Source organism: Streptomyces sp. CB02366 (assembly GCF_001905905.1).
Classification (GTDB): domain Bacteria; phylum Actinomycetota; class Actinomycetes; order Streptomycetales; family Streptomycetaceae; genus Streptomyces.
This window is the reverse complement of sequence record NZ_LIVT01000009.1, coordinates 213,036-236,410: the sequence shown is the minus strand read 5'-3', so window position 1 is coordinate 236,410 and position 23,375 is coordinate 213,036. Positions and strand designations below refer to the sequence as shown.

Sequence of the window (23,375 nt, the reverse complement as noted above, 5' to 3'; positions counted from 1 at the left end):
GTCCAGACCTCTTGACCGAAGGTCTGGACCATTCTACGGTTTGGCAGGGTCACGACACAGGGCGGGTCGGGGCGAACCCTTCGCACCGTCGGCGGCGGACCCGGGCAGGAAGGACATACGGATCATGGTGCGTACACCACGACTCCTGGGCCTCGCTCTGGCCGCGGCGCTCGCCGTGCCGATGCTGGTCGGAGCCGCGCCGCCCGAGGCCGCGAAGACGCGCGCCGCCGCCGCGGAGACCTGCGCGGTCAAGTCGAAGCCCACCGGCAAGGTGCTCCAGGGATACTGGGAGAACTGGGACGGCGCGGCCAACGGCGTGCACCCGCCCCTCGGCTGGATCCCGATCACCGACCCCCGCATCACCCAGCACGGCTACAACGTCGTCAACGCGGCCTTCCCCGTCATCCGCTCCGACGGCACCGTCCTCTGGGAGGACGGCATGGACAACACCGTCAAGGTCGCCACCCCCGCCGAGATGTGCCAGGCCAAGGCCGCCGGCCTGACCACCCTCATGTCGATCGGCGGAGCCGCCGCCGGTATCGACCTCGGCTCCAGCGCGGTGGCCGACCGGTTCGTCGCGACGATCGTCCCGATCCTCAAGAAGTACAACTTCGACGGCATCGACATCGACATCGAGACCGGACTCGTCGGTTCCGGCAACATCAACCAGCTCTCCCCGTCGCAGGCCAACCTCATCCGCATCATCGACGGCGTCCTCGCCGCCATGCCGCCGAACTTCGGCCTCACCATGGCCCCCGAGACCGCCTACGTCACCGGCGGCAGCGTGGTCTACGGCTCGATCTGGGGCGCGTACCTCCCGGTCGTCAAGAAGTACGCCGACAACGGCCGGCTGTGGTGGCTGAACATGCAGTACTACAACGGCAGCATGTACGGCTGTTCCGGCGACTCCTACTCCGCCGGAACCGTCGCGGGCTTCACCGCCCAGACCGACTGCCTGAACAAGGGGCTCGTGATCCAGGGCACCACCGTCAAGGTGCCCTACGACAAGCAGGTCCCGGGCCTCCCCGCCCAGCCCGGTGCGGGCGGCGGCCACATGTCGCCGTCCCTCGTCTCGCAGGCGTGGAACCGCTACAACGGCTCCCTCAAGGGGCTGATGACCTGGTCCCTCAACTGGGACGGCTCCAGGAACTGGACCTTCGGCGACAACGTGAAGACCCTCCAGGGCCGCTGAGCCGCAGGACCCCCGCATCTCCACGCCCCCGGTCCGCCGATGACCGGGGGCGTGGCGCCGCTCCGGCCGGGCGCGACACGAGGAAGATGCGAACCGGTCGCGCACCGGGGCGGTCGAGGCGACAGAATCGGGTACGGACCGGGTGATCGTTTCCCGGTGCGCCGGCCCCGCCCCCCGCGGGCCGGCCGACGACGAAGACGTACGAGGAGACCCGATGGTGCACGAACGGGCCGGTCACCCGGCACAGTCCGCAGACCTGGTCGACGTGGCACGCCTGGTAACGGCCTACTACGCCCTCCACCCCGACCCGGCGGAACCCGCCCAGCGTGTGGCCTTCGGCACCTCCGGCCACCGCGGCTCCGCGTTCGCCGCCGCGTTCAACGAGGACCACATCGCCGCCACCACCCAGGCGATCTGCGACTACCGCGCCCGCCAGGGCACCGACGGGCCCCTGTTCCTCGGCGCGGACACCCACGCCCTCTCCGAACCGGCCCGGGTCACCGCCCTGGAGGTGCTCGCCGCCAACGGCGTCACCGCCCTCATCGACAGCGAGGACGGCTACACCCCGACCCCCGCCGTCTCGCACGCCATCCTCATGCACAACCGGGGGCGCACCGAGCACCTCGCCGACGGCATCGTCGTCACTCCGTCGCACAACCCGCCCGCCGACGGCGGCTTCAAGTACAACCCCCCGAACGGCGGACCGGCCGCCTCCGACGCCACCTCCTGGATCCAGGACCGGGCGAACGCCCTGATCGAGGCAGGGCTCCAAGAGGTCCGCCGCATCCCCTACGCCCGCGCCCTGGCCGCCGGCACCACCCGCCGGCACGACTTCCTGACCGCGTACGTCGACGACCTGCCCTCCGTCCTCGACCTCGACGCCGTACGGGACGCGGGCCTGCGGATCGGCGCCGACCCGCTCGGCGGAGCGTCCGTCGCCTACTGGGGGCGGATCGCGGAGCGCCACCGGATCGACCTCACCGTCGTCAACCCCCTCGCCGACCCCACCTGGCGGTTCATGACGCTGGACTGGGACGGCAAGATCCGCATGGACTGCTCCTCGCCGCACGCCATGGCCTCGCTGATCGAACAGCGCGACGCGTACGCCGTCTCCACCGGCAACGACGCCGACGCCGACCGGCACGGCATCGTCACCCCGGACGGCGGCCTGATGAACCCCAACCACTACCTGGCCGTCGCCATCGACTACCTCTACACCCACCGCGACGCCTGGGCCGCCGGGACCGGCATCGGCAAGACCCTGGTCTCCTCGTCCATGATCGACCGGGTCGCCCACGACCTCGGCCGCACCCTGGTGGAGGTCCCGGTCGGCTTCAAGTGGTTCGTCGAGGGGCTGTACGACGGCAGCCTCGGCTTCGGCGGCGAGGAGTCCGCCGGAGCCTCCTTCCTGCGCCGGGACGGGCGGGTCTGGACCACGGACAAGGACGGCATCCTGCTGGCCCTCCTCGCCTCCGAGATCACCGCCGTCACCGGGTCCACCCCCTCCGAGCACTACGCGCGGCTCACCGACCGCTTCGGCGATCCGGCCTACGCCCGCGTCGACGCACCCGCCACCCGCGAGGAGAAGGCCGTCCTCGCCAAGCTCTCCCCGCGGCAGGTCAAGGCCGACACCCTCGCCGGAGAACCCGTCACCGCCGTCCTCACCGAGGCGCCCGGCAACGGCGCCCCGATCGGCGGCCTCAAGGTCTGCACCGACAGCGCCTGGTTCGCCGCCCGCCCCTCGGGCACCGAGGACGTCTACAAGGTGTACGCGGAGAGCTTCCAGGGCCCCGGCCACCTCGCCCGGGTCCAGGAGGAGGCGCAGGCCCTGGTCTCCGAAGCACTGGGCGGCGCCTAGGTGTATTGATCACGAGCGTTGTTAACGCCGACCGGGCTTGATCATGGCGAAGACCTCCGGTGTGGTGGAGGTGTCTAGGCTCCACACCACACACGGAGGTCTTCGTGTCCCACCGTAATGCCCGGCTGACCGTTCACGGCAGGCGAATCCTGGTCGATCGCGTCCTCGGTGGGCGGCCAGTTGCCCATGTGGCGGCCGAAATGGGCATATCCAGGCCTACCGCCCACAAGTGGATCCGCCGTTGGCGCGCGGAGGGTGACTCGGGCCTGGCCGACCGGCGCAGCGACACCGCCGTCTTCGCCGAGGACACGACCCGCCTCGTCGACCGGTACGGCGGCACCACCGCCCGCGACTTCGACCTGATCGCCCTCTCCGCCGAACTGTTCGCCAGCCGACGGCGCAACGGCGTCTACACCTCGTCGGAGTTCGTGTTCCCCCTCCTCGCGCCCCTCATGGAGGAGCAGAAGGTCCGCCGCCTCGACTCCGACACGGACTTCCAGGCCATCGCCCGGCCCAGGGTGTTCCGCGCCGCGCCGCGTCCCGGACCACCCCGCCGGCGAGCGCCGCCGACGGCTGGAGAGCGTGGACTGAGCGTTGCGCCACGGGCCCGGGGGCTCCGGTGGTCGCCACCCGGAACGCCGGGTGGCGACGACCATCAGGCGCCGGAATGCCGGTCCGGCTCCATGGGGGCGGGCCCCGCCTCTTCGACCGCGCGCGTCGGCGGTGTGAAGGGGCCCCACGTGAAAGCGGGCAGCCACGACGCCGGCGAGGTGCTCCAGGACAGCTCAGCGATCTGACGGACCGTGCGTCGTCCCGTCAGAGAGCGGAAGACGTCCAGACTGCCGCCGCAGAGCGTGGCGGCCGGTTCACCCTCCCCGGCCGTCCACTCCCGGTCGGGTGTCCGGACGCGCAACGTCGGCAGACCGCGTTCGTGCAGGGACAGGGCGAAGCCCCCCACAGCGAGATCCAGCGCGTCGGCGAGGGCGGGGGAACCATCGGGCGGGGGCAGGCCGAGTGCCGCACGGAGATCGAGCTCATGCGAGAGCACGTCCAGCGGAAGGATGCGGCGACGCAGCCAATCCGCGCGCGCCAGAACTCCCGGCAGATGCTCCTCCAGTTCAGCCCAGGTGACGACGAGTTCGTGGACAGGAATACCTTGAGGCGGGGGCGGCGGGTCACTGAGCTCGCCCGGATACTCGTCGACGGCCATCCGACAGACCAGGACGAGGTGGCTGACAAGATCACCCACGTTCCAGCCGGGACAGGCCGGCACGGGGAGCTCCGCGACCGACAGATCCGAGGTGACGAGCCGCGTGATGTTCTCCCGGCAGGCACGGTAGGCCAGGTGATGCGCCGGGTCCGGCGCCGGACCGCGGGTCGTGTCGGTCATGCGGCGGTCTCCTGTATGGCGGTAGGGGCTCCGGCCCGGTAGCCGTCCGTCACGATCCGCCGGGCTGCCTGCGCGTAGTACTCGTCGTCCTTGGGCAACTCGGTCGCGAGGCCGCTGACGTAACGGTTGTACATGCAGAACGCCGCGGCGATCAGAACGGTGTCGTGCAGGTCCGTGTCGTCAGCACCCTCGACGCGGGCCGCCGCGATCGCTCGATCGGATACCGGACGCGCGGCGCTCTGGACCTCTGCGGCCACGTCCAGCAGCGCGCGGAGACGCCCGCTGATCGGCGCGCTACCGGGGTCGGCCAGCACGTCCTGGACCAGTTCCCGGCCTCCCGCCAGTTGCGAGGCCGCGAAAGCCCCGTGCGAGGAGGCGCAGAACTCGGTGCCGTTGAGCCGCGAGACGTACGCCGCGATCAGCTCGCGTTCGCCCGGTTCGAGCGAGGACGGTGCCCTGAGCAGAGCGTTCGCCAGGTCGCCCAGCGGTCCGCCGGTGTCGGGCCGGTGGACCATCAAACCGATGATTCCGGGAAGATCGCTGTTCAGCGCGATGTGGGGCACGGCTCGTCCTTTTGGAGAAGGGGGAGACAGATGTGCGGTGACCATCGCGGGGCCGCTGGACAAAGGGGCCTTCGCGATGCGAGGACGCTAGTGAACCCTTCGGTCGGTGGCAACCGTGGGCTGAGGCGAAGAAGTTCCCGCTATCGCGGCCGAGCCTCCGACCGGCCATCAGCGCAGACCGACCGGCTCTTCCTCGATCATGTCGCTGAGCAGCGGCATCTGCTCCGCACGCACCGGGGAGGCCGGCGCCGCGCACGCCGGGAGCGTTCACCGGGCCGTGCGCCGACCCGGGGGCGTCCGCGAACAGGCTCTCGAAGGAGAGCACTTCGGAAGAAGCCACCCCGTGTGCGGTGCTGTGTAATGCTTCCGCTGCAGCGGAGTGATCAGGCCCCGCATGTATGCCAAAGGCGACTCACGCGGCCCCGATCTGCTGAAACGGTGCACGAACCGCACATGCACCGTTTCCAGCTCGCCCGCCCACGACCTGACATCAGCAAGGCCTCCACCCATAACCACACCAACGACCGACCTGGCCGTCCCCCACGGCAAGCACCGTTGCAGTACCAGGGCCGCCGCCCGCGGGGCCGGCGGGTTCAGCCGGTGATGCCGAGCAGCGGGGCCCAGGACTCCAGGGCGGGCCTTTCGGCGAGGTCGGCGAACTCCACCGTGACGCCGTGATCGCGGCGCCAGCCGGCGGCCAGCGACATCAGGCGGACGGAGTCGAGGCCGTAGTCGACGAGGTTCTCGTCGACCGGGATCTCCTCGGGGTCCTCCCCGAGGATGTCGGCGACATCGGCACGCAGTTGTCCGAGCGTGAGCGCCACGGCGGTCACTTCCCTTCGAAGACGGTCCGGGCGGTGGTGACGACGGCGCACTTGCCCGCTGCCCACCGCAGCGCCATCGCATGGTCCTCGGCCGAGAAGTCCGCCACCGCGTCGGCCACCACGAACGCCTGGATGTCCCGCATCCACGCGTCGCACGCCGTCATCAGCACCCCGATGTGGGCGTAGACGCCGGTGATGACGATCTGGTCGCGTCCCTGTTCGCGCAGCCGCTCCAGCAGATCGGTGCGGACGAATCCGCTGTACTTCCACTTGGTGAGGACCGTGTCGCCCGCGTCGGGGGCGACCTCGTCCGCGATGGCGGCCAGGTGCTCGTCGGCGGGGAGGCCGGGCCCCCAGAAGTCCTGCTGGAGCCCGCGCTCCTTCGGGCTCTGGCCGCCGGGCTGCGCGGTGTAGAGCACCGGAACACCGAGCCGCGCGGCCTCCTTCTTCAACTCGGCCACATGGGCGAGCAGTTCGGGTACGGGGGCCGCGTCGCGGTCGTACGCCGAGAGGAAGTGGTTCTGCAGGTCGTGGACGAGGAGCACCGCGCGGGCGGGATCGACGGTCCAGCCGACCCGGTTGGCGGGCAGCTCGTCGGCGGCCGGCATGGGGTAGGGGACGATGGCGGGCAGAGCCATGGTGGAGAGGGTTCCGTTCGGGGAGTCGGTCAGTGCGACGGGGGCGGGGAGGCGGGCACGGCCGTTGGCGGCGGGGCCGGGGGAGCGGAGGGAGCGGCCGTGCGGGCGGCGGCGTCGCGGAGGTCCTTCTTGGAGACCTTGCCCACGCCGGTCTGCGGGAACGCGTCCACGAACTCGACCCGGTCCGGCACCTTGTAGGCGGCCAGGCCCCGTTCGCGTACGAACCGTTTGACGGCCACCGCCTTCAACGGACCGGCGCCCGGGCGCAGGATCACGTAGGCGCAGACGCGTTCGCCCAGATACGGGTCGGGCTCGGCCACCACGTTGGCGTCGTGCACGGCCGGGTGGGCGAGGATGTGGTTCTCGACCTCCTCGGCGGCGACCTTCTCGCCGCCCCGGTTGATCTGGTCCTTGGCGCGCCCCTCGACCACGATGTGCCCGGACGGGGTGGTCCGCACGATGTCGCCCGTGCGGTAGAAGCCGTCCGCGGTGAAGGAGCGGGCGTTGTGCTCCGGGGCGTTCCAGTAGCCCCGGATGGTGTACGGGCCCCGGGTCAGCAGATGGCCCGTCCCGCCCGGGGCCACCGGCCGGTCCTCGTCGTCGACGACCAGGATCTCGTCGTCGGGCGAGATGGGCCGTCCCTGCGTGGTGACGATCGTCTCCACCGGGTCGTCCAGCCGGGTGTAGTTGACCAGCCCCTCGGCCATGCCGAAGACCTGCTGGAGAGTGCAGCCGAGAGCGGGACGTACCCGGCGGGCCGCCTCCTCGCTGAACTTGGCGCCGCCCACCAGCAGGACGTCCAGGCTGCTGAGGTCGTGCGCGGCGCCGGGCGCGGCCTCGGTCCACAGCAGGGCCAGCGGCGGCACGAGACCGGTGATGGTGACGCCCTCGCGCTCGATCAGCGGGAACGCCACCTCCGGGGAGGGGGCAGGGCACAGCACCACACGGCCCCCGGCGTACAGCGCGCCGAGCGAACCGGGGGAGGAGAGGGGGAAGTTGTGGGCGGCGGGGAGTACGCACAGGTAGACGCTGTTCTCGTCGACCGCGCAGATCTCGTTGGACCCCCGCAGCGAGTAGATGTAGTCGTCGTGGGTGCGCGGGATCAGTTTCGGCACGCCGGTGCTGCCGCCGGACAGCTGGAGGAAGGCCAGATCGTCCGGGCGCGGCCCGCCGTGGCCGACCGGTTCCCCGACGACCTCCGACAGCGCCTCGAACCCGCCCGGGTCCCCCTGGGCGACGAACACATGGCGCAGCGTCCTCACGTCGGCACGGGCCTTCGACGCCAGCGTGCGGTAGTCGAAGCCGCCGTGCTCGGCCGCGATGACGTACGCCACCGCCCCGGTGAACTCGCAGAAATAGGTGATCTCGCTCTCGCGGTGCGCCGGCAGCGCGAAGACCGGCAGGGCGCCGATCCGGAACAGGGCGAAGACCACCTCGAAGAACTCGGCGATGTTGGGGAGTTGCACCACCACCCTGTCGCCCTTGACGATGCCCCGGGAGAGGAGGCCCGCCGCCAGCCGGTCGGCACGCCGGTCGAGATCGGCGTAGGTCCACCGGCTTCCCGCCACCGGATCGACGATCGCGACCCGGTCCGGGTGGGCCCCGGCGCGCTGCCGCAGCATCTCCCCGAAGGTCTCGCCGCGCCACCAGCCGGCCGCCCGGTACTTCTCCGCGAACTCGGCGGGCCAGGTCGGCGCCGCTTCCGTGCTCACAGCTCGGCTCCCACGGCGGTCAGGAAGGTGCGGAACTTGGCCGCGGTCTCGGCGGTCTCCGCCTCGGGTTCGGACGCGGCGACGACGCCCGCCCCGGCGTAGAGCCGCAGCGTGCGCTCCTCGGCGTCGGCGCAGCGGATCGTCACGACCCACTCGCCGTCGCCGTCGGCGCCGCCCCAGCCGACCATGCCGGTGAAGAACCCGCGGTCGAACGGCTCGGTCTCCGCGATCACCTGGCGGGCCGTCGGCGTCGGCGTCCCGCAGACGGCGGGCGTCGGGTGCAGTGCGCAGGCCAGCTCCAGCGCCGAGGCGTCGGGGGAGGCGAGGGTGCCGGTGACCGTGGTGGACAGGTGCCACATGGTGGCGGTGCGGATGAGCGTCGGACGGGGCGGGACGGTCAACTCCGTGCAGTACGGGGCGAGCGCCTGGTGGACGGCGTCCACGACGACGGCGTGCTCGTGGAGGTCCTTGACGGACTCCAGGAGCGTGGCCGCCCGGCGTACGTCCTCGGCGAGGTCGGCGCTGCGCGGGGTCGAGCCGGCGAGCGGATTGGCGACGACCCGCGATCCGCGGCGGGAGACGAGCAGTTCGGGGCTGGCGCCGATGAGGGTGCGCCCGGGGCCGGTCGGCAGGGCGAAGGTGTAGCCGGCGGGATCGCGGCGGGCCAGGCGCTGGAGCATCGCGGGCAGGTCGAGCGGGGAGCCGGAGGTGAGTTCGAGGGTGCGCGCCAGGACGACCTTGCTGAACTCGCCGCGCCACATGCGTTCGACGGCGGAGGCGACGCCCTTGCCGTAGACCTCCGGCTCGGGCACCTGCCGTATCCGCCATTCCCCGGCGGCGGGGGCGCTCGCGGGCAGTGCGATGAGCGGGTCGGAGGCGAGCGGCGGTGCGGTGCGCACCGAATCCGGGACGCTCAGGGCGGCCGGGGCGGCGTGGTCGAAGGGGACGGCGCCCATGACCACCGGGGACTCCTGCCCGGCGGCGACCGCCGCGGCGAGCGTGGCGTCGACCCGGGCGGACAAGGGTCTGCCGTCGTACGGGACGTCGCGTCCCGGTCCCCGTGCGAGCAGGGTGCGTCCGGGGGTGGCGAGAAAACGGTCGCCCGGGGTGTAGGCGTCCAGCAGTGACGTGGCCGCTCCTACGGCCGGGTGGGCCTGATCGGCCGGGTCGGTGTGCGTGGCGACCTGGGGTGCCGTCGACACGGGGACTCCATTCTCGATGGTCCCGTCAGCGGGTGCGGGGGCTGGATGGGAGGTGAAGGCGGGCGGGGAGGGGAGAGGTGCGGACGGGCGGTCAGCGCAGGGTGGCGCCGCCGTCGACGTACAGCTCCTGCATGGTGATGTGGCGGGCGCGGTCCGAGGCGAGGAACGCCACCGCCTCCGCGATGTCCCGGGGCCCGGCGATCCGGCCGAGCGGAATGCCGGTGCGGTACGTCGTGGGATCTCCCTCAACGACGCGCCGTGCGGCGTCCGGACCGGTCCACAGCGCGCGTTGCATCGGCGTGTCGGTGGAGCCGGGCGCGACGACGTTGCAGCGGACGCCGCTGCGGGCGAGTTCGAGCCCCAGGCATTTGGTGAACATGGCGGCGGCCGCTTTGGACGCCGCGTAGGCGGCCATGCCGGTACGGGGGATCCCGGCGGCGTTGGAACCGACGGTGACGACCGCCCCCGAGCCCCGGGCGGCCATGAGCGGCGCCACGGCCTGGGAGACGTGGTAGACGCCGGTCGTGTTCACCGCGAAGGTGTCCGCCCAGTCCTGGGCGGGGAGTTCGGCCGCCGATCCGGTGCGCAGGATGCCCGCCACGTTCACCAGGACGTCGACCGGGCCCAGTCGGCGCTCCACCCGGGCCACGGTGCTCTCCACCGAGCTGCGGTCGGTGACGTCCATCACGCAGGGGGTCAGGCCGCCGGTCGAACGCTCGCCCTCGGGCAGTTCCGCCTGGGTCAGGGCCCACTGGGAGGCCCGCGCCTCCAGGCCGGGCAGGGCCCGGTCGGTGGCGGCCACCCGCGCGCCGAGGGTGGCGAGCAGATCGGCGACCGCGGCGCCGATGCCTTGCGCGGCACCGGTGACCAGAGCAGTGCGGCCGGTGAACTCGCCGCTTCTGCCCGGTATGTGCTCAGGCATGAGCAACCTCCTCCGGTTGTTAGGTAAGGGTAACCTAAACTGAATCGACCGCCGACGGGTCATCGGGTCGTCGATCGTTACTTAGGCTAGCCTCACCTTATGCAAACGCCGCGCACGGGGACCACGGCCTCGGCTCCCGAACCCGACTCGCCGACCGTTCAGTTGGACGGGTCCGAAGCCGACCCGTCGGCAAAGGCCCTGCCCGCCGACCGCCAAGGGGCCCCCCGCGGAGACGGAAAGGGGGTGCCGCCGGGAGGCGGCCGCACCCCCGGCCGGCCCTCGGGCGGCCTCCTCGGCCCGTCGTCCGGCCACCGGCCCGCCCCCGGGGAGCCCGCCTCCCACCGCCCCCGCCCCGCGGCGGACTCGCGGCGGCGGACCGTGGCGGCCGCCGTCGTCGGACTGGCCCTGGCCGCCCTGGTGCTGACCGCCCTCTCCCTCTCGATCGGCGCGGGTGAAGTCGGTCCCGGTGGCGTCCTGGACTACCTGCTCGGCCGGGACGGGGCGCGCGACGACGCCCGGCTCTCCCTCGTCGTCGGCGATCTGCGCCTGCCGCGCACCGTCACCGCGCTCCTCGTCGGGGCCGCCCTCGGCGTCGCCGGATGCCTGCTCCAGGCGGTCACCCGCAACCCGTTGGCCGAGACCGGGCTCCTCGGGGTCAACGCGGGCGCCTCGCTCGGCGTCGTCGCGGGCATCGCACTCCTCGGATTCGATTCCGGTTACGCCTACCTCGTCTGCGCTTTCGTCGGCGCGGTGGTCGCCAGCGGCCTGGTCCTCCTCATCTCCGGCCGACGCGGGGGCGGTTCACCCATGCGCCTGGTCCTCGCCGGAGCGGCGCTCGGCGCCACCTTCGGGGGGCTCACCAGCGTCATCATCGTCAACTCCGCCGAGACCTACGACAGATTCCGCTTCTGGGTCCTCGGCTCCCTCGCCGGGGTCGAGGGCTTCGGTGAACTCGGCCGTCTGGCCCCCGTCCTCGCCCTCGGGTTCCTCATCGCCCTCCTGGTCGCCCGCCCGCTCTCCGCCCTGGCACTCGGGGACGACCTGGCCCGCGGCCTCGGCCACCGGCCCCCCGTCATCCGCACCGTCGTCGCCGTCGGCGTCACCCTCCTGACGGCCGCCGCCGTCGCGCTCGCCGGACCCGTCTCCTTCCTCGGCCTGCTCGCCGGATTCCTCGCCCGCGCCCTCGCCGGCACCCGGCTGGCCGCCCGCATCCTGCTCGCCGGGCTCATCGGAGCCTGCGTCCTCACCGTCTCCGACATCGCCGCCCGGGTGGTCTCCCGACCCTTCGAGGCGCCGGTCTCCGTCATCGTCGCCCTCATCGGCGCGCCCGTCCTCATCGCCATCGTCCGGTCCCGGCAGCTGGCCTCGATGGGCATGACCGAACCCGCCACCGAGGAACGCGCCCCCGACCGCCCTCGCCGCCTCCGGATCACCCTGCCGCGCCCCGCCCGCCGCACCCCCGAGGCCACACCCCCCCGGGCCGCCCCGGCCGCCACCCTCGTACTGCGCCGCGGCCCCCTCTCCCTCCTCGTCACCCGGCGCGCCGCCCTCGCCGCCCTCGCCCTCGTCGGCGCTCTCGTCCTCGCCGTGGTCCTCTCCGCGTACGCGGGCCAAAGCGGCATGGGCGTCGGCCGCACCTTCCGCGCGGTGTTCGGCCAGGGCGACCGCTTCGACGTCCTGCTCGTCCAGAAGTTCCGCCTCGGCCGCATCGTCGCCGGACTCACCGCCGGTGCGGCCCTCGGGCTGGCCGGATGCCTCACCCAGACCCTGGCCCGCAACCGCCTCGCCACCCCCGAACTCCTCGGCGTCAACGACGGGGCCACCGCCGCCGTCCTGCTCTCCGTCACCCTCAGCGCCACCGGCTCCTTCGGCGCCTGGTGGGCCGGACCGATCGGCGCGCTCGTCGCCGTGGTCGTGGTCACCACCGTCTCCGGCGGCCTCGGCCAACGCGGCTACCGCGTCCTCGTCGTCGGCCTCGCCATGTCCGCGCTGGCCTCCGCGATCACCCAGGTCGTCCTGTCCCGCCGCTCCCTCTCCTCCGCGGGCTCCCTGTACGTGTGGACCTCGGGCAGCCTCAACGGCCGCAGTTACTCCGTCGCGGTGCCCGTCCTCATCGGCCTCGCGGTCCTCGTCCCGGCCACTCTCGCCGTCGCCCGCCACCTGAGCGTCCTGCGCTTCGACGACGCGACCGCCTCCTCACTCGGCTCCGTGCCCGGCCGCGTCCGCACCCTCTCCCTGCTCCTGGCCGTCGCCCTCGCGGGCCTCGCCGTCGGCATCTGCGGCCCCGTCGGCTTCGTCGCACTCGCCTCCCCGGTCATCGCCTCCCGGCTCGCCGGGCCCCTGCGCGTTCCGCTCGTCGGCTCGATGCTCACCGGAGCCGTCCTCGTCGTCGTCGCCGACACCCTCGGCCGCATCGTCCTGGACGGCGCCGAACTCCCCGTCGGCATCGTCACCACCGTCCTCGGCGGCCCCTTCCTGCTCTGGGTGCTGCTCGGCCGCTCCGCCGCCACCCGGGTGTAGCGGCCCCCGCCCCCGTACAGAACAGCGAGACACCCATGACCTCCACGCCGCCCCGCCACACCCCGCCGCCCCCTCCCGCGCCCCTCGCCGCGGGAGAGGCCGGACCGGAGGCGACCGCCGTGCGAAGCCCTCTGCTGCGCACGCTCCTCGCGGACGTCCGCGAGGACGGACCCGACGCGGAGGAGGCGTTCTGGCGCCACGCCGCCGAGACCGGCACCCCGCTCGTCGAACCCGACCCCGAGGGCGACCCCGGCCACCGGCTCGTCACCTTCGTCCGCCGCGAGGACCCCGAGCAGCCCGCCACCCACGTCCTGGCCCTGGTCCACACGGTCACCGACAAGGACCGGCACGCGGGCGACCTCGCTCCGCACCTGATGGAACGCGTCGAGGGCACCGGCGTCTGGGCGATCAGCCACCGGCTGCGCGCCGACCACCGCGCCTCGTACCAGTTCCACGCCACCGACGGCAGTCGCGAGGACGCCCTGCGCGCCGACCGGGCCGCCTGGCTCCAGGTCCTCGACCGGGCCGAACCCGACCCGCTCAACACCCGGGCGCCGCTGCCCTCCCGGGACGGCCGCAACCCCGCCTCCGTACTCGAACTGCCCGACGCCCCACCGCAGTCACGCATCCGGCGGCGCGAGGGCACGGCCCGGGGGCGGACGCTCGACGCCGAGGTCGACGGGCGCCGGATCACCGTCCACCTGCCGCCCGGCCACCACCGGGGCGGCGGCCCGTACGCGCTGGCCGTGCTCCTCGACGGGGAGATGTGGGGACCGGTCCTCGGCGTCGGGGACATCCTCGACAACCTGCACGCCGACGGGGAGCTGCCGCCCACCGTCGCGGTCCTGGTCGACACCATGGGCCGGCGCATGGAGGACCTCGCGTGCAGCGCCCCGTTCGTCGACTGGCTCGCCGACACCCTGCTGCCCTGGGCCGAGCAGGAGTACGGAGCGGGGGCGGAGGCCGCCCGCACGGTGATCGCGGGGCAGAGCGCGGGGGGCCTCACCGCCGCGTTCGCCGCCTTCCGGCGCCCCGACCGCTTCGGCCGCGCCCTCTCCCAGTCGGGCTCCTTCTGGTGGCCCGACGACGAACGCGCCGGTGAATGGCTCACCGGGCAGTACGCCCGGGCCGAACGCAGGCCGGTCGCCCTCCGGTTGGAGGTCGGCCTCCAGGAGTGGATGCTCCTCGCGGAGAACCGCAGGCTCCGCAACGTGCTGCGCGCCCGCGGCTACGACGTCCGCTACCGGGAGTTCAACGGCGGCCACGACTACGCCTGCTGGCGCGGCGGTCTGGCCGACGGCCTGGCGGACCTGCTCGGCGGCGACTGAACCCCCGCCGCACCCCTCCCGCGTCTCCCGACCACGCAGGAAAAAAGGGGGGCGGGGCGGCATCCTCCCTGGACGTCGCCCCGCCCCCCTTTCCCGCTCGCCTCAGCCCTTGACGGCAGGCGCCTCGTGCGCCGCCAGACCATCGTCCGGCGGCGCCGGCGCCTCCTTCTCCTCCTCCTCGAACGGCGGTGGCTGCGGAGCCTCGCGCGGCAGCCGCAGCGCGATCAGCGCCCCGACCGCCACGAGCCCCGCCGTCACCCAGACCGCCGTACGGTACGGGCCGGGGTCGGCGGCCTCCGTCACGTGGCCGCCCCCGATCACCGTCGCACAGGCGGCGATCCCGAGCGCCCCGCCCAGGGTGCGGACGATCTGGAACAGGCCCATCGCCCGGCCCATGTCGGCCGGCCCGATCGACTCGAACCCGGCGATCTGCACGGTCAGCACCGCCGTCCCCAGCACCAGGCCGATCAGGAACATCAGCGCGCGCACGCTCCACGCGTTCTCCGCCACACCGGGCACGGCGAGCGCCCCGAAGACCGCCGCCGCGACCAGGAGCGCCGGCACGGTCAGCAGCCGGGGGCCGAGCCGAGGCAGCAACCGGTCCACCACCTGCGATGCCAGCATCAGCCCGACCGCCTCCGGGAAGACGCTCAGCCCGGCGTCCAGCGCCGACGCCCCCAGGCTCGCCTGGTAGAGCAGCGGGAAGACGAACAGCACGCCCATCAGCCCGGCCGCGGTCACCCCGGCCAGCGCGGAGGCCGACCCGTAGACCCGGTCGGCGAGCAGCCGCAGCCCCAGCAGCGGCGTCCTCGCCCGCACCTGGTGCAGGACCGCGGCCACCAGCAGGACGGACCCCAGCACCGCGCTGAGCGCGACGGCGGGCCGGGTCCAGCCCTGCGAGGGGCCGAAACCGAGCGCGTACGTCAGCAGCCCCAACGCCGGAGTGGCCAACCAGAAGCCCACCGTGTCGAACTTCCCCTCGGGGCCCTCCACGTGCTCCCGCAGGCCGAGGACGCCCAGCAGCACCGCCGCCGCGCCGATCGGCACGTTCACGAAGAACAGCCAGTGCCAGGAGAGGTGTTCGGTCAGCAGCCCGCCCAGCGGCGGACCCAGCGCCGGCATCAGCGCCGTCGGCACGATCAGCACCTTCGCCAGCTTCATCCGCTCGTGCGGCGGGAACGCCCGGAACAGCAGCGTCATCCCGACCGGTGTCAACAACCCGCCGGCCAGGCCCTGTACGGCCCGTGCGACCACGAGCGTGGTGAGGTCGGGGGCCAGGCCGCAGACCGCCGAGGCGAGCGTGAAGGCGGCCAGCGCGCCGAGGAAGACCCGCTTCGTCCCGAACCGGTCGCCCAGCCACCCCGCCACCGGCAGCCCCACCGCGAGCGCGACCAGGAAGGCCGTCTCCACGGTGTTCGCCGCCGACAGCGGACGGCCGAAGTCGCCCGCGATGGTGTACAGCGCCGGGTTCACGATCGTCGAGTCCAGGCCGTTCATGCACATCGCGGCCGTGTAGACGAGGACGACCGCGACCCGGGGGCGTACCCGCGGCCGGATCAGGAGCCCGCTCACCGCGCGGGGGCGGCGACGGGGCCGGACCAGTGCGCGGAGATCCAGTCCAGCGCCTGCTGCCGGGCGGCCGGGCCGTGCGCCGTGGACCAGCCCTCGGGCACGGCGGCGAACAGCGGCCACAGCGAATACCGGCCCTCCGCGTTGGTCAGCACCAGGAACTCCCCGTCCGCGTCGAAGGGGTTGGGGGACGCGTCGCTCATCGGTGTCACTTCTCCAGCTCGGTCAGTCGGTCGGCGACCACGCGCGCGATGTGCGCGATCGGCTCGGGCAGGGTCATGTCCTTGTGGGAGCAGGCGACGTCCGTGTTGTCGATGCGCCCGCTCACGTAGGGGGTCCAGGTCTCGGGCGTCAGGGTGGCGTCGATGGTGTCCACCGTGGCCCGGAAGAACAGCACATCGCCCCGGAACACCCGGTGGTCGTAGGCCCGTACGAGATCGTTGGTGTTGAGGTACACCTCGCCGAGCGCCTCGATCTTCGCGGCGGAGAGCGCGGCCAGCGGGGAACCCTCGCGGCGCAGCACCCCCACCACGTTCGCCGTGTTCAGCTCCTCGTCCCCGAGGCTGTCGGGGCCGTAACCGCCCATGGTGAGCAGCGATTCGAGGGCTTCGGCACGGTCGGGCACCGGCAGCCCCCGGAACCCCTCGGCGGGATAGGCGTCGAGGATCGCCAGCAACTCGACCTCCTGGCCCGCCTCCTGGAGCACGGCCGCGATCGCGTGCGCGATGATGCCGCCGGTCGACCAGCCCAGCAGCCGGTACGGCCCCTCCGGCTGGACCTCGCGGATCCGGGACGCGTAGTGCGCGGCCAGCTCCTCCAGTGTGGCGGGCAGCGGCTCGTCCGCGGTCGCCTCCCCGACGCCCTGCGCTTGGAGCCCGTAGATCGGCACATCGGCCGGCAGATGTCGGATCAGACCGGCGTAGCACCAGCTCAGGCCGCCCGCCGGGTGCACGCAGTGGACCGGGGCGCGGTCGCCGGGGCGGGCGGGCCGCAACGGCAGCAGCACGTCGAGCGGGTCCTCCTCGCGCGAGACGTCCAGCGCGGCGTCCAGGGCCGCGGGCGTCGGCGCCTGGAACACCGTGCCGATCGACACCTCGACCCCGAACGCCGACCCGATCCGCCCGGCCAGCCGCACCGCGAGCAGCGAATGGCCGCCCAGGTCGAAGAAGTTGTCCTCCACCCCGACGGACGGCAGCCCCAGCACCTCCGCGAAGACCGAACAGAGCCGCTCCTCGCGGACCGTGCGCGGCGCGCGGCCCCCGGCGGTCGCCGGAACACCCGGCACGGGCAGCGCCTTGCGGTCCAACTTGCCGTTGCCGGTCAGCGGCAGCCGGTCCAGCACCACCACCGCCGAGGGGACCATGTGCGCCGGAAGCGTGGCGGCGGCGTGCCCGCGCAGAGCGGCCGGGACCGGCTCGGCGCCGGGCGACGGGACGACGTAGCCCACCAGCCGCTTGTCGCCCGGCACGTCCTCGCGGACCACGACCGCCACATCCGCGACCTCCGGGCAGGAGGCCAGCACCGCCTCGATCTCGCCGAGTTCGATACGGAACCCGCGGACCTTCACCTGCTGGTCGCCCCGCCCGAAGTACTCCAGGACCCCGTCCGCTCGCCGCCGGGCCAGATCGCCCGAGCGGTACATCCGGCTCCCGCTCTCCCCGAAGAGGTGCGCGAACGGGTCGGCCACGAAGCGCCCCGCCGTCAGGTCCGGGCGGCCCAGATAGCCGAGGGCCACCCCTTCCCCCGCGACGTACATCTCGCCGGTCACCCCCGGCGGCGTCGGCCGCAGCCGGTCGTCGAGGACGTAGACCCGCAGGTCCGGGATGTTGACGCCGATGGTGCTGGAGGTCGCGGAGGCCGCCGTCGCCCGGTCCAGCGCCAGATACGAGACGTGGACCGTGGTCTCCGTGATGCCGTACATGTTGACCAGGGTCGGCGCGTTCTCGCGGTGACGCGTGTACCAGTCCGTGAGCCGCCCGAGCTCCAGCGCCTCCCCGCCGAACACCACGTACCGCAGAGCCAGTTCGTGCCCCGGGGCCTCCCGGTCGGCGGCGGCCAGCTGGTAGAAGGCGGAGGGCGTCTGGTTGAGGACGGTCACCTTCTCGTCCGCCAGCAGCCGCAGGAAGGCGTGCGGATCACGGCTGGTCGCATGCGGGACGACGACGACCCGGCCGCCGTACAGCAGCGCGCCCCACAGCTCCCACACCGAGAAGTCGAACGCGTAGGAGTGGAACAGCGTCCACACGTCGTCCGGCCCGAACGAGAACCAGTGCTCGGTCGCCGTCAGCAGCCGCGTCACGTTGTGCTGGGTGACCACGACGCCCTTGGGGCGCCCGGTGGATCCCGAGGTGTAGATGACGTACGCCGGGTCCTGCGGGGTCAGCGGCCGGGTGCGGTCCGCCTGGCCGAGGGGGCCGTCGGGGAAGGCGGCCGCCTCGTCCGCCGTGACCAGCGGCAGGTCGTGCGCGGGCAGCCGCCCCGCCGTCGCCGTGTCGGTGATCAGCGCCGCCGGACGGGCGTCCTCCAGCATGTACGCGAGCCGGTCCGCCGGGTAGTCCGGGTCCATGGGGAGGTACGCGGCCCCCGCCAGGGACACCGCGAGCAGCCCGGCTACCAGGTCCGTGGAGCGCGGCAGCGCGAGCGCCACGATCGAATTGGGGCCGATGCCCCTGGACGCCAGCAGCCGTGCCAACGACTGGGCCCGCGAGGACAGTTCGGCGTACGTGAGCGACTCGTCCCCGCAGCTGACCGCCGTCCGCTCCGGGTGGCGGCGCGCGGCGGCACCGTAGACCTCGGCCAGGGTGAGCGGCGCCGGACGGTCGTCGAGGACGCCGTTCGCCCCGACCAGGGCACGGTGGACCTCGTCGTCCCCGAGGACCGGGAGCAGGCCGACGGGCGTCCCGGGCCGCTCGGCCGCCGCGGTGAGCAGCCGGGCCAGCCGGTCCGCCAGGGCCTGGGCGGTCGAGCGGTCGAAGAGATCGGTGCGGAACTCCAGGAAGCCGCCGATCCCGCCGCCGGGCAGTTCACCCGCGTTGAGGGTCAGGTCGAACTTGGCGGTGCCGGACGGTACGGCGGTCAGCCGCGCGGTGGTGTCCGGGCCGAGGGCGACGGGCTCGTCCGCGATCGACTGCCAGGCCAGCATCACCTGGAACAGCGGGTGCCGGGCCAGCGAGCGCGGCGGGTTGAGCGCCTCGACGAGGTGGTCGAAAGGCAGCGCGTCGTGCTCGTACGCGGCGAGCGTGGTGGCGCGCACCCGGTCCAGCAGATCACCGAAGGCGGGGTCGCCGGAGGTGTCGGTGCGCAGCACCACGGTGTTGGTGAAGAAGCCGACGAGCCCGGCCGTGGCGTCGTCGTCGCGGCCCGCCACGGGGGTGCCGAGGGGGATGTCGGCGCCGCAGCCGTGCCGGGTCAGCAGGGCGGCGAGCCCGGCCTGCACGGTCATGAACACGGTCGCCCCGTGCGCCCGCGCGAGCCGGCGCAGCGCCTGGTGCGTCGTGGCGTCCAGGCGGAAGGGCACGGTGTCGCCCGCCGAGGCGGCGACCGGCGGTCGGGGCCGGTCGGTGGGCAGTTCCAGCTGGTCCGGCAGTCCGGCGAGCGCCTGTCGCCAGTGGGCGAGCTGGGCCTCGGCGAGCGGGGTCGGCTCGGCCGGGGTGCCCAGGAGCGACTGGAGCCGGGCGGCGTGGTCCGCGTACTGGCCGGCCAGCGGCGTGAACTCCGGTACGCGGCCCTCGGCGCGGGCGGTGTAGGCGGTGGCCAGGTCCCGGGTCAGGGGAGTGGTGGAGGCCCCGTCGCCCGCGATGTGGTGCAGCAGCAGGAGGACGGTGTGGTGGTGGGGGGACTCGCTGAACAGGACCGTGCGCAGCGGCGGCTCGGTGGCGAGGTCGAAGCAGTACCGCACGGCCTCGGTGAGGTCGTCGCCGGGCTCCGCCAGGTGCAGCACCGGGCGGGCGGCCGGGTCGTCGGCGGGGAGTACGCGCTGGCGGGGGACGTCGTCGGGCGTGCCGCCGCCGGTTTCGCCCTCGGCGCCGGAGGGGGCGTCCTCCGCCGGCGCACAGACCGTGCGCAGTGTCTCGTGACGCTCCACCAGGTCGTGCAGGGCGAGCTGGAGCGCGTCACGGTCGAGCGGGCCGGTGACGCTCAGCACGAGCGGGATGTTGTAGGTGGGGCTGGGGCCTTCGAGCCGGTGGAGGAACCACAGCCGCTGCTGGGCCGGGGAGAGGGGCAGGGGGCCGGTGCGCGGGACGGGGGAGAGCGGGACGGGGGTAAGGGCCGCGCCAGCGCGGGCGCGGACCAGCGCGGCCAGGGCGCCGGGCGTGGTGTGCCGGAAGACGTCCGCGATGCCCATCGGCACCCCGAAGTGCTCCCGGACACGGGCGGCCAGCCGGGCGGCGAGCAGCGAGTGCCCGCCGAGGTCGAGGAAGCCCGCGTCGGCGGCCGGCGGTTCGGCGGTACCGAGCACGTCGGCGAAGAGCCCGCGCACGATCTCGGTGTGCGGCCCGGCGTCCGCGTCCTTCGGGCCGGAGCCGGCGGGGGAGAGCGGTCCGGGGTCGGGCAGGGCGCGGTGGTCGAGCTTGTCGTTGACGGTACGGGGCAGGGCGTCCAGGAGCGTCACGGTCGCGGGGACCATGTGCTCGGGCAGGGCCGCGGCCAGGTGGTCGCGGAGTGCGGCGGGGGTGGGCGCGTCCGGGGCGGGGCCCGCTCCTTCGGAGCCGGTGCTCCTGGCCCCTGCCGGGACCGCGTAGGCCAGCAGCCGCTTGCCGTGACCGGTGTCGCGGGCGATGACGGCGGCCGCCGCGACCCGGGGATGGGAGGCCAGCCGGGCCCGGATCTCCCCGAGCTCGATGCGGAAGCCCCGGATCTTGACCTGGTCGTCGCCGCGCCCGAGGAATTCCAGGGTGTGGTCCTCGCGCCGGCGCACCAGGTCCCCGGTGCGGTACATCCGGCCCCCGGCGTCCCCGTGGAGTGCGCCGAAGGGGTCCGCGACGAACCGCTCGGCCGTCAGGTCGGGGCGGCCCAGGTAGCCGAGGGCCAGGCAGGCCCCCGCGACGTACAGCTCACCCGTCGCTCCGGCGGGCACGGGCCGCAGGGAGGAGTCCAGGACGTAGACGCGCGAGCCGCGCACGGGGCGGCCGTCCGGCTCGGCGGGCGAGGCGCCGGGCGTCCAGTAGTAGGCGTCGACCGTCGTCTCGGTCGGCCCGTAGAGGTTGACCGGGTGGACGGCCTCGGCCGCCGTCAGCCGCTCCCACAGGCTCGGGGGGACGGCCTCGCCGCCGACCACCAGATGGGCCGGGTGATGGCGGCCCTCGTCCAGCAGGCCCTCGGCGATGAGCGCTTCGGCGTAGGAGGGGGTGACGTCGAGGTAGTCCACCCGGTGCGCGTCGACGTACGCGGTCAGCGCGGCCGGATCCCGGTAGGCGGCGTCGTCCAGCAGATGCAGCTCGTGGCCGTGGACCATCCACAGCAGCGGATCCCAGGACGCGTCGAAGGCGAACGAGGCGCTGTGCGCGACCCGGAGGCGTTCCCGGCCGGTCCGGGCGACGGCCGGGGCGATGTGGTCCGCGCCGTGACCCGCGCAGAGGTTGGCGAGCGAGGCGTGCCCGACGAGGACGCCCTTGGGGCGGCCCGTGGAGCCGGAGGTGTGGATGAGGTAGGCGGGGTCCGCCAGGGTGGGGCCGCTCGGCAGCGGCCCGCCGGGGCAGGCGGCCAACGCGTCGATCGTGGCGGGGTCGTCGAGGCCGACGACCGGCAGCCCGTGGTCGGGCAGCGCGGCAAGCGTCGCCGCCGTGCCGATCACGCACGACGGCCGCGCGTCCTCCAGGACGGCCAGGGTGCGGGCGGCGGGGTGGCCGAGGTCGAGCGGCTGGCAGACGCGGCCCGCCTTGAGCACGGCCAGCAGGGCCACGGCCATGTCGGCGGTCCGGGGCAGCGCCAGCGCCACCGTGCCGCCGGCTTCTTCGGCCGCGCCGAGCCCGGCCAGCAGGTGGGCCAGCCGGTCGGAGGCGGCGTCCAGCTCGGCGAAGGTGAGCCGGGCCCCGGGCCGGGCGGCGCCCTCGGCGTCCGCCCCGGGCGCCGCCCCCCGGAACGTGCCCGCCACCGTGGAGCGTACGGCGACGGCGTCCGGCGTCCGGGCCGCCTGCGCGGTGAAGGAGCGGGGCAGGGTGAGCGCGGCCGCGGGCTCCGAGCGGCCGGAGGCGGCGTTCCGCATCTGCTCCTCGGTGAGGAGGTCCAGGGTGCCGATCGGCCGCTCCGGGTCGGTCAGCAGCAATTCGGCGAGGCCGTCCAGATAGCGCAGCCAGGTGGTCTCGTGGGCCGCGAGATCCGCCGGCCCGTACGCGGCGGGATCGGCGTCCAGCGTCAGCCGCAGGCCGCCGTCCGGGCCGGGGGCCGCACCGAGTGCGAGCCCTTCCACGGGGCCGGCCGCGAGGTTGCGCACGGTGCCCGCGGCCCCGGCGAAGTCCAGCGCGCCGTCGAACGGCTTGACGTTGACCAGGGGGCCGGTGAGCGGGGTCTGCGCCGACTCCAGGGCCAGGTCGCGGCGCAGGTCGGCCTGCGGATAGCGCTGGTGGCGGCGGACCTCGCGGATCTCCAGCACCACCCGGCGCAGCAGTTCGGCCGCGGTGTCCGCAGGGCGTACGGCGATCCGCAGCGGCAGCACGTTCACGGTCATGGCGGGGGTCCGCAGGGCCGCGGGCCCCCGCCGGTTGGTCAGCGGCAGGCCCAGCACCACGTCGTCGGCGCCGGTGAGCCGGTGCAGATGGCCGGCGGTCGCGGCCACCACCAGCTCGGCCCAGGTCGCCTTCGCCCTCCGCGCCGCCGAGGACAGCCGGTCCAGGGTTTCCGCGGGAAGGTCGGCGACCCGGCGGGCCGGCCCGCCCTGCGGTGCGTCGGCGGGGGCGGGGGAGCGGCGGGGCACGGCGGCGGAGGAGCCCGCCATGCGCGCGGTCCAGAACGCCCGGTCCGCCGCGTACTCCTCACCCGCCAGGTACGCGGCCTCCTGCTCGACCAGTTCGCCGAGCGGGGCGAAGCGGCCCGGGGGCGGCGGCTCCTCGGCGACCAGTGCCCGGTACACCTCCGCCACGCGCTGCCCGATGAGGGACAGGGCATAGGCGTCCACGGCTATGTGGTGCACACGCTGGTACCAGAGGTGGCGCCCCTCGCCGACCCGGATCAGCGCCTGCGTCATCAGGGCGCCGTCGGCGGCCAGGTCCACCGGCCGGGACAGGTCCTCGCGCATCCACGCCCCGGCTTCGTCCTCGGTCAACGCCAGCCGGCGCACCACGGGTTCGACGGAGGGGGCGATCCGCTGCACCGGTACGCCGTCCACCTCGCGCACGCGTACGGCGAGCGTCTCCGCCTCGGCCACCGTCCGCTCCAGCGCCGCCGCGAACAGGTCCGCGTCCAGCGGCCCGTCGATCTCGACGCAGTCCGCCGTGTTCAGCTCGGCGCCCAGCGGGGCCAGTTGGTGCGCGTAGTAGATGCCCGCCTGGGCGGTGAGGAGGGGGAGCCCCGGGGAGGGCACGCCGTCGAGGTCTGCTGCCGAAGAGCCGGCCGGGCGGTTGGGACGCTCATGCATGTGTGTGACGACTCCCCTGAAGGACAACGGACACCGGGCTGTCGAGCTCACGGCGCACACTTAGGTAAGGCTAAGTTAACCTAC

The 23,375-nt window shown here is 73.8% G+C and carries 14 protein-coding genes and 2 pseudogenes; 5 read left to right on the top strand and 11 right to left on the bottom strand.

All coding sequences use genetic code 11. The features are described 5' to 3' along the window. Positions 1-124: 124 nt before the first annotated feature. The 3 genes and pseudogenes from AMK24_RS24310 to AMK24_RS33990 all read left to right on the top strand — a co-directional run. The gene (locus AMK24_RS24310; protein WP_073770977.1) at positions 125-1,192 is read left to right on the top strand and encodes a chitinase; all 1,068 of its coding nucleotides are present in this window, start codon (positions 125-127) and stop codon (positions 1,190-1,192) included. A gap of 214 nt (positions 1,193-1,406) precedes the next feature. Then, positions 1,407-3,050, top strand: coding sequence for a phosphoglucomutase (alpha-D-glucose-1,6-bisphosphate-dependent) (gene pgm / locus AMK24_RS24305; protein ID WP_073770976.1), 1,644 nt, complete (start codon positions 1,407-1,409; stop codon positions 3,048-3,050). A 104-nt stretch (positions 3,051-3,154) separates the two neighbouring features. Continuing rightward, a pseudogene (locus AMK24_RS33990) lies at positions 3,155-3,334 on the top strand (helix-turn-helix domain-containing protein); the annotation flags it as partial. 371 nt (positions 3,335-3,705) lie between these two features. Here AMK24_RS33990 and AMK24_RS24290 read toward each other — a convergent pair. From AMK24_RS24290 to AMK24_RS24255, 8 genes and pseudogenes are all read right to left on the bottom strand, one after another. Further along, entirely contained in the window at positions 3,706-4,440 is a 735-nt protein-coding gene (locus tag AMK24_RS24290) for a maleylpyruvate isomerase family mycothiol-dependent enzyme (RefSeq protein WP_073770975.1), read from the bottom strand. Continuing rightward, complete coding sequence (locus AMK24_RS24285; RefSeq protein ID WP_073770974.1) at positions 4,437-5,003, bottom strand: carboxymuconolactone decarboxylase family protein; 567 nt, start codon at positions 5,001-5,003, stop codon at positions 4,437-4,439. The genes AMK24_RS24290 and AMK24_RS24285 overlap by 4 nt, the downstream gene beginning before the upstream one ends. Before the next feature lie 330 nt (positions 5,004-5,333). Beyond that, positions 5,334-5,513 (bottom strand): annotated as a pseudogene (locus AMK24_RS33320) (IS701 family transposase); the annotation flags it as partial. An 83-nt stretch (positions 5,514-5,596) separates the two neighbouring features. Next, positions 5,597-5,836: a phosphopantetheine-binding protein gene (locus AMK24_RS24275; RefSeq protein WP_073770972.1), complete on the bottom strand. Its 240-nt coding sequence runs from the start codon at positions 5,834-5,836 to the stop codon at positions 5,597-5,599. Further along, on the bottom strand, positions 5,833-6,465 hold the full coding sequence (locus AMK24_RS24270; protein WP_073770971.1) for an isochorismatase family protein: 633 nt from the start codon (positions 6,463-6,465) through the stop codon (positions 5,833-5,835). Before AMK24_RS24270 ends, AMK24_RS24275 begins: the two co-directional genes overlap by 4 nt. A gap of 29 nt (positions 6,466-6,494) precedes the next feature. After that, positions 6,495-8,177, bottom strand: coding sequence for a (2,3-dihydroxybenzoyl)adenylate synthase (locus tag AMK24_RS24265; protein WP_073770970.1), 1,683 nt, complete (start codon positions 8,175-8,177; stop codon positions 6,495-6,497). Further along, complete coding sequence (gene dhbC / locus AMK24_RS24260; RefSeq protein WP_073770969.1) at positions 8,174-9,379, bottom strand: isochorismate synthase DhbC; 1,206 nt, start codon at positions 9,377-9,379, stop codon at positions 8,174-8,176. Before dhbC ends, AMK24_RS24265 begins: the two co-directional genes overlap by 4 nt. A gap of 91 nt (positions 9,380-9,470) precedes the next feature. Next, entirely contained in the window at positions 9,471-10,301 is an 831-nt protein-coding gene (locus AMK24_RS24255; protein WP_073770968.1) for a 2,3-dihydro-2,3-dihydroxybenzoate dehydrogenase, read from the bottom strand. 99 nt (positions 10,302-10,400) lie between these two features. On the opposite strand from AMK24_RS24255, the gene fhuB reads away from it, so the two are divergent. Together fhuB and fes are read left to right on the top strand one after the other, a co-directional pair. Next, positions 10,401-12,821, top strand: a complete 2,421-nt coding sequence (gene fhuB / locus AMK24_RS24250; protein ID WP_073770967.1) for a Fe(3+)-hydroxamate ABC transporter permease FhuB — start codon at positions 10,401-10,403, stop codon at positions 12,819-12,821. 35 nt (positions 12,822-12,856) lie between these two features. Next, complete coding sequence (fes, locus tag AMK24_RS24245) at positions 12,857-14,149, top strand: enterochelin esterase (protein ID WP_073770966.1); 1,293 nt, start codon at positions 12,857-12,859, stop codon at positions 14,147-14,149. Positions 14,150-14,251: 102 nt separating this feature from the next. Here the strand turns inward: fes and AMK24_RS24240 are convergent, their stop codons facing one another. Genes AMK24_RS24240 through AMK24_RS24230 form a run of 3 tightly spaced genes read right to left on the bottom strand, consistent with a single transcriptional unit; the run spans position 14,252 to position 23,291 of the window. Next, positions 14,252-15,721, bottom strand: coding sequence for a DHA2 family efflux MFS transporter permease subunit (locus tag AMK24_RS24240; RefSeq protein ID WP_073770965.1), 1,470 nt, complete (start codon positions 15,719-15,721; stop codon positions 14,252-14,254). Beyond that, positions 15,718-15,921 carry an MbtH family protein gene (locus AMK24_RS24235; RefSeq protein ID WP_073770964.1) on the bottom strand — a complete coding sequence of 68 codons (204 nt, stop codon included), beginning with the start codon at positions 15,919-15,921 and terminating at the stop codon, positions 15,718-15,720. Before AMK24_RS24235 ends, AMK24_RS24240 begins: the two co-directional genes overlap by 4 nt. A gap of 5 nt (positions 15,922-15,926) precedes the next feature. Continuing rightward, positions 15,927-23,291, bottom strand: coding sequence for an amino acid adenylation domain-containing protein (locus AMK24_RS24230; protein WP_079190617.1), 7,365 nt, complete (start codon positions 23,289-23,291; stop codon positions 15,927-15,929). Positions 23,292-23,375: the final 84 nt, after the last annotated feature.

Excerpts from the sequence above, each read along its gene's own strand:
- fes (WP_073770966.1), top strand. The coding sequence starts at position 12,857 with ATGACCTCCACGCCGCCCCGCCACACCCCGCCGCCCCCTCCCGCGCCC.
- pgm (WP_073770976.1), top strand. The coding sequence starts at position 1,407 with ATGGTGCACGAACGGGCCGGTCACCCGGCACAGTCCGCAGACCTGGTC.
- AMK24_RS24235 (WP_073770964.1), bottom strand. The coding sequence starts at position 15,921 with ATGAGCGACGCGTCCCCCAACCCCTTCGACGCGGACGGGGAGTTCCTG.
- AMK24_RS24270 (WP_073770971.1), bottom strand. The coding sequence starts at position 6,465 with ATGGCTCTGCCCGCCATCGTCCCCTACCCCATGCCGGCCGCCGACGAG.
- fhuB (WP_073770967.1), top strand. The coding sequence starts at position 10,401 with ATGCAAACGCCGCGCACGGGGACCACGGCCTCGGCTCCCGAACCCGAC.
- AMK24_RS24255 (WP_073770968.1), bottom strand. The coding sequence starts at position 10,301 with ATGCCTGAGCACATACCGGGCAGAAGCGGCGAGTTCACCGGCCGCACT.
- AMK24_RS24230 (WP_079190617.1), bottom strand. The coding sequence starts at position 23,291 with ATGCATGAGCGTCCCAACCGCCCGGCCGGCTCTTCGGCAGCAGACCTC.
- AMK24_RS24290 (WP_073770975.1), bottom strand. The coding sequence starts at position 4,440 with ATGACCGACACGACCCGCGGTCCGGCGCCGGACCCGGCGCATCACCTG.
- AMK24_RS24310 (WP_073770977.1), top strand. The coding sequence starts at position 125 with ATGGTGCGTACACCACGACTCCTGGGCCTCGCTCTGGCCGCGGCGCTC.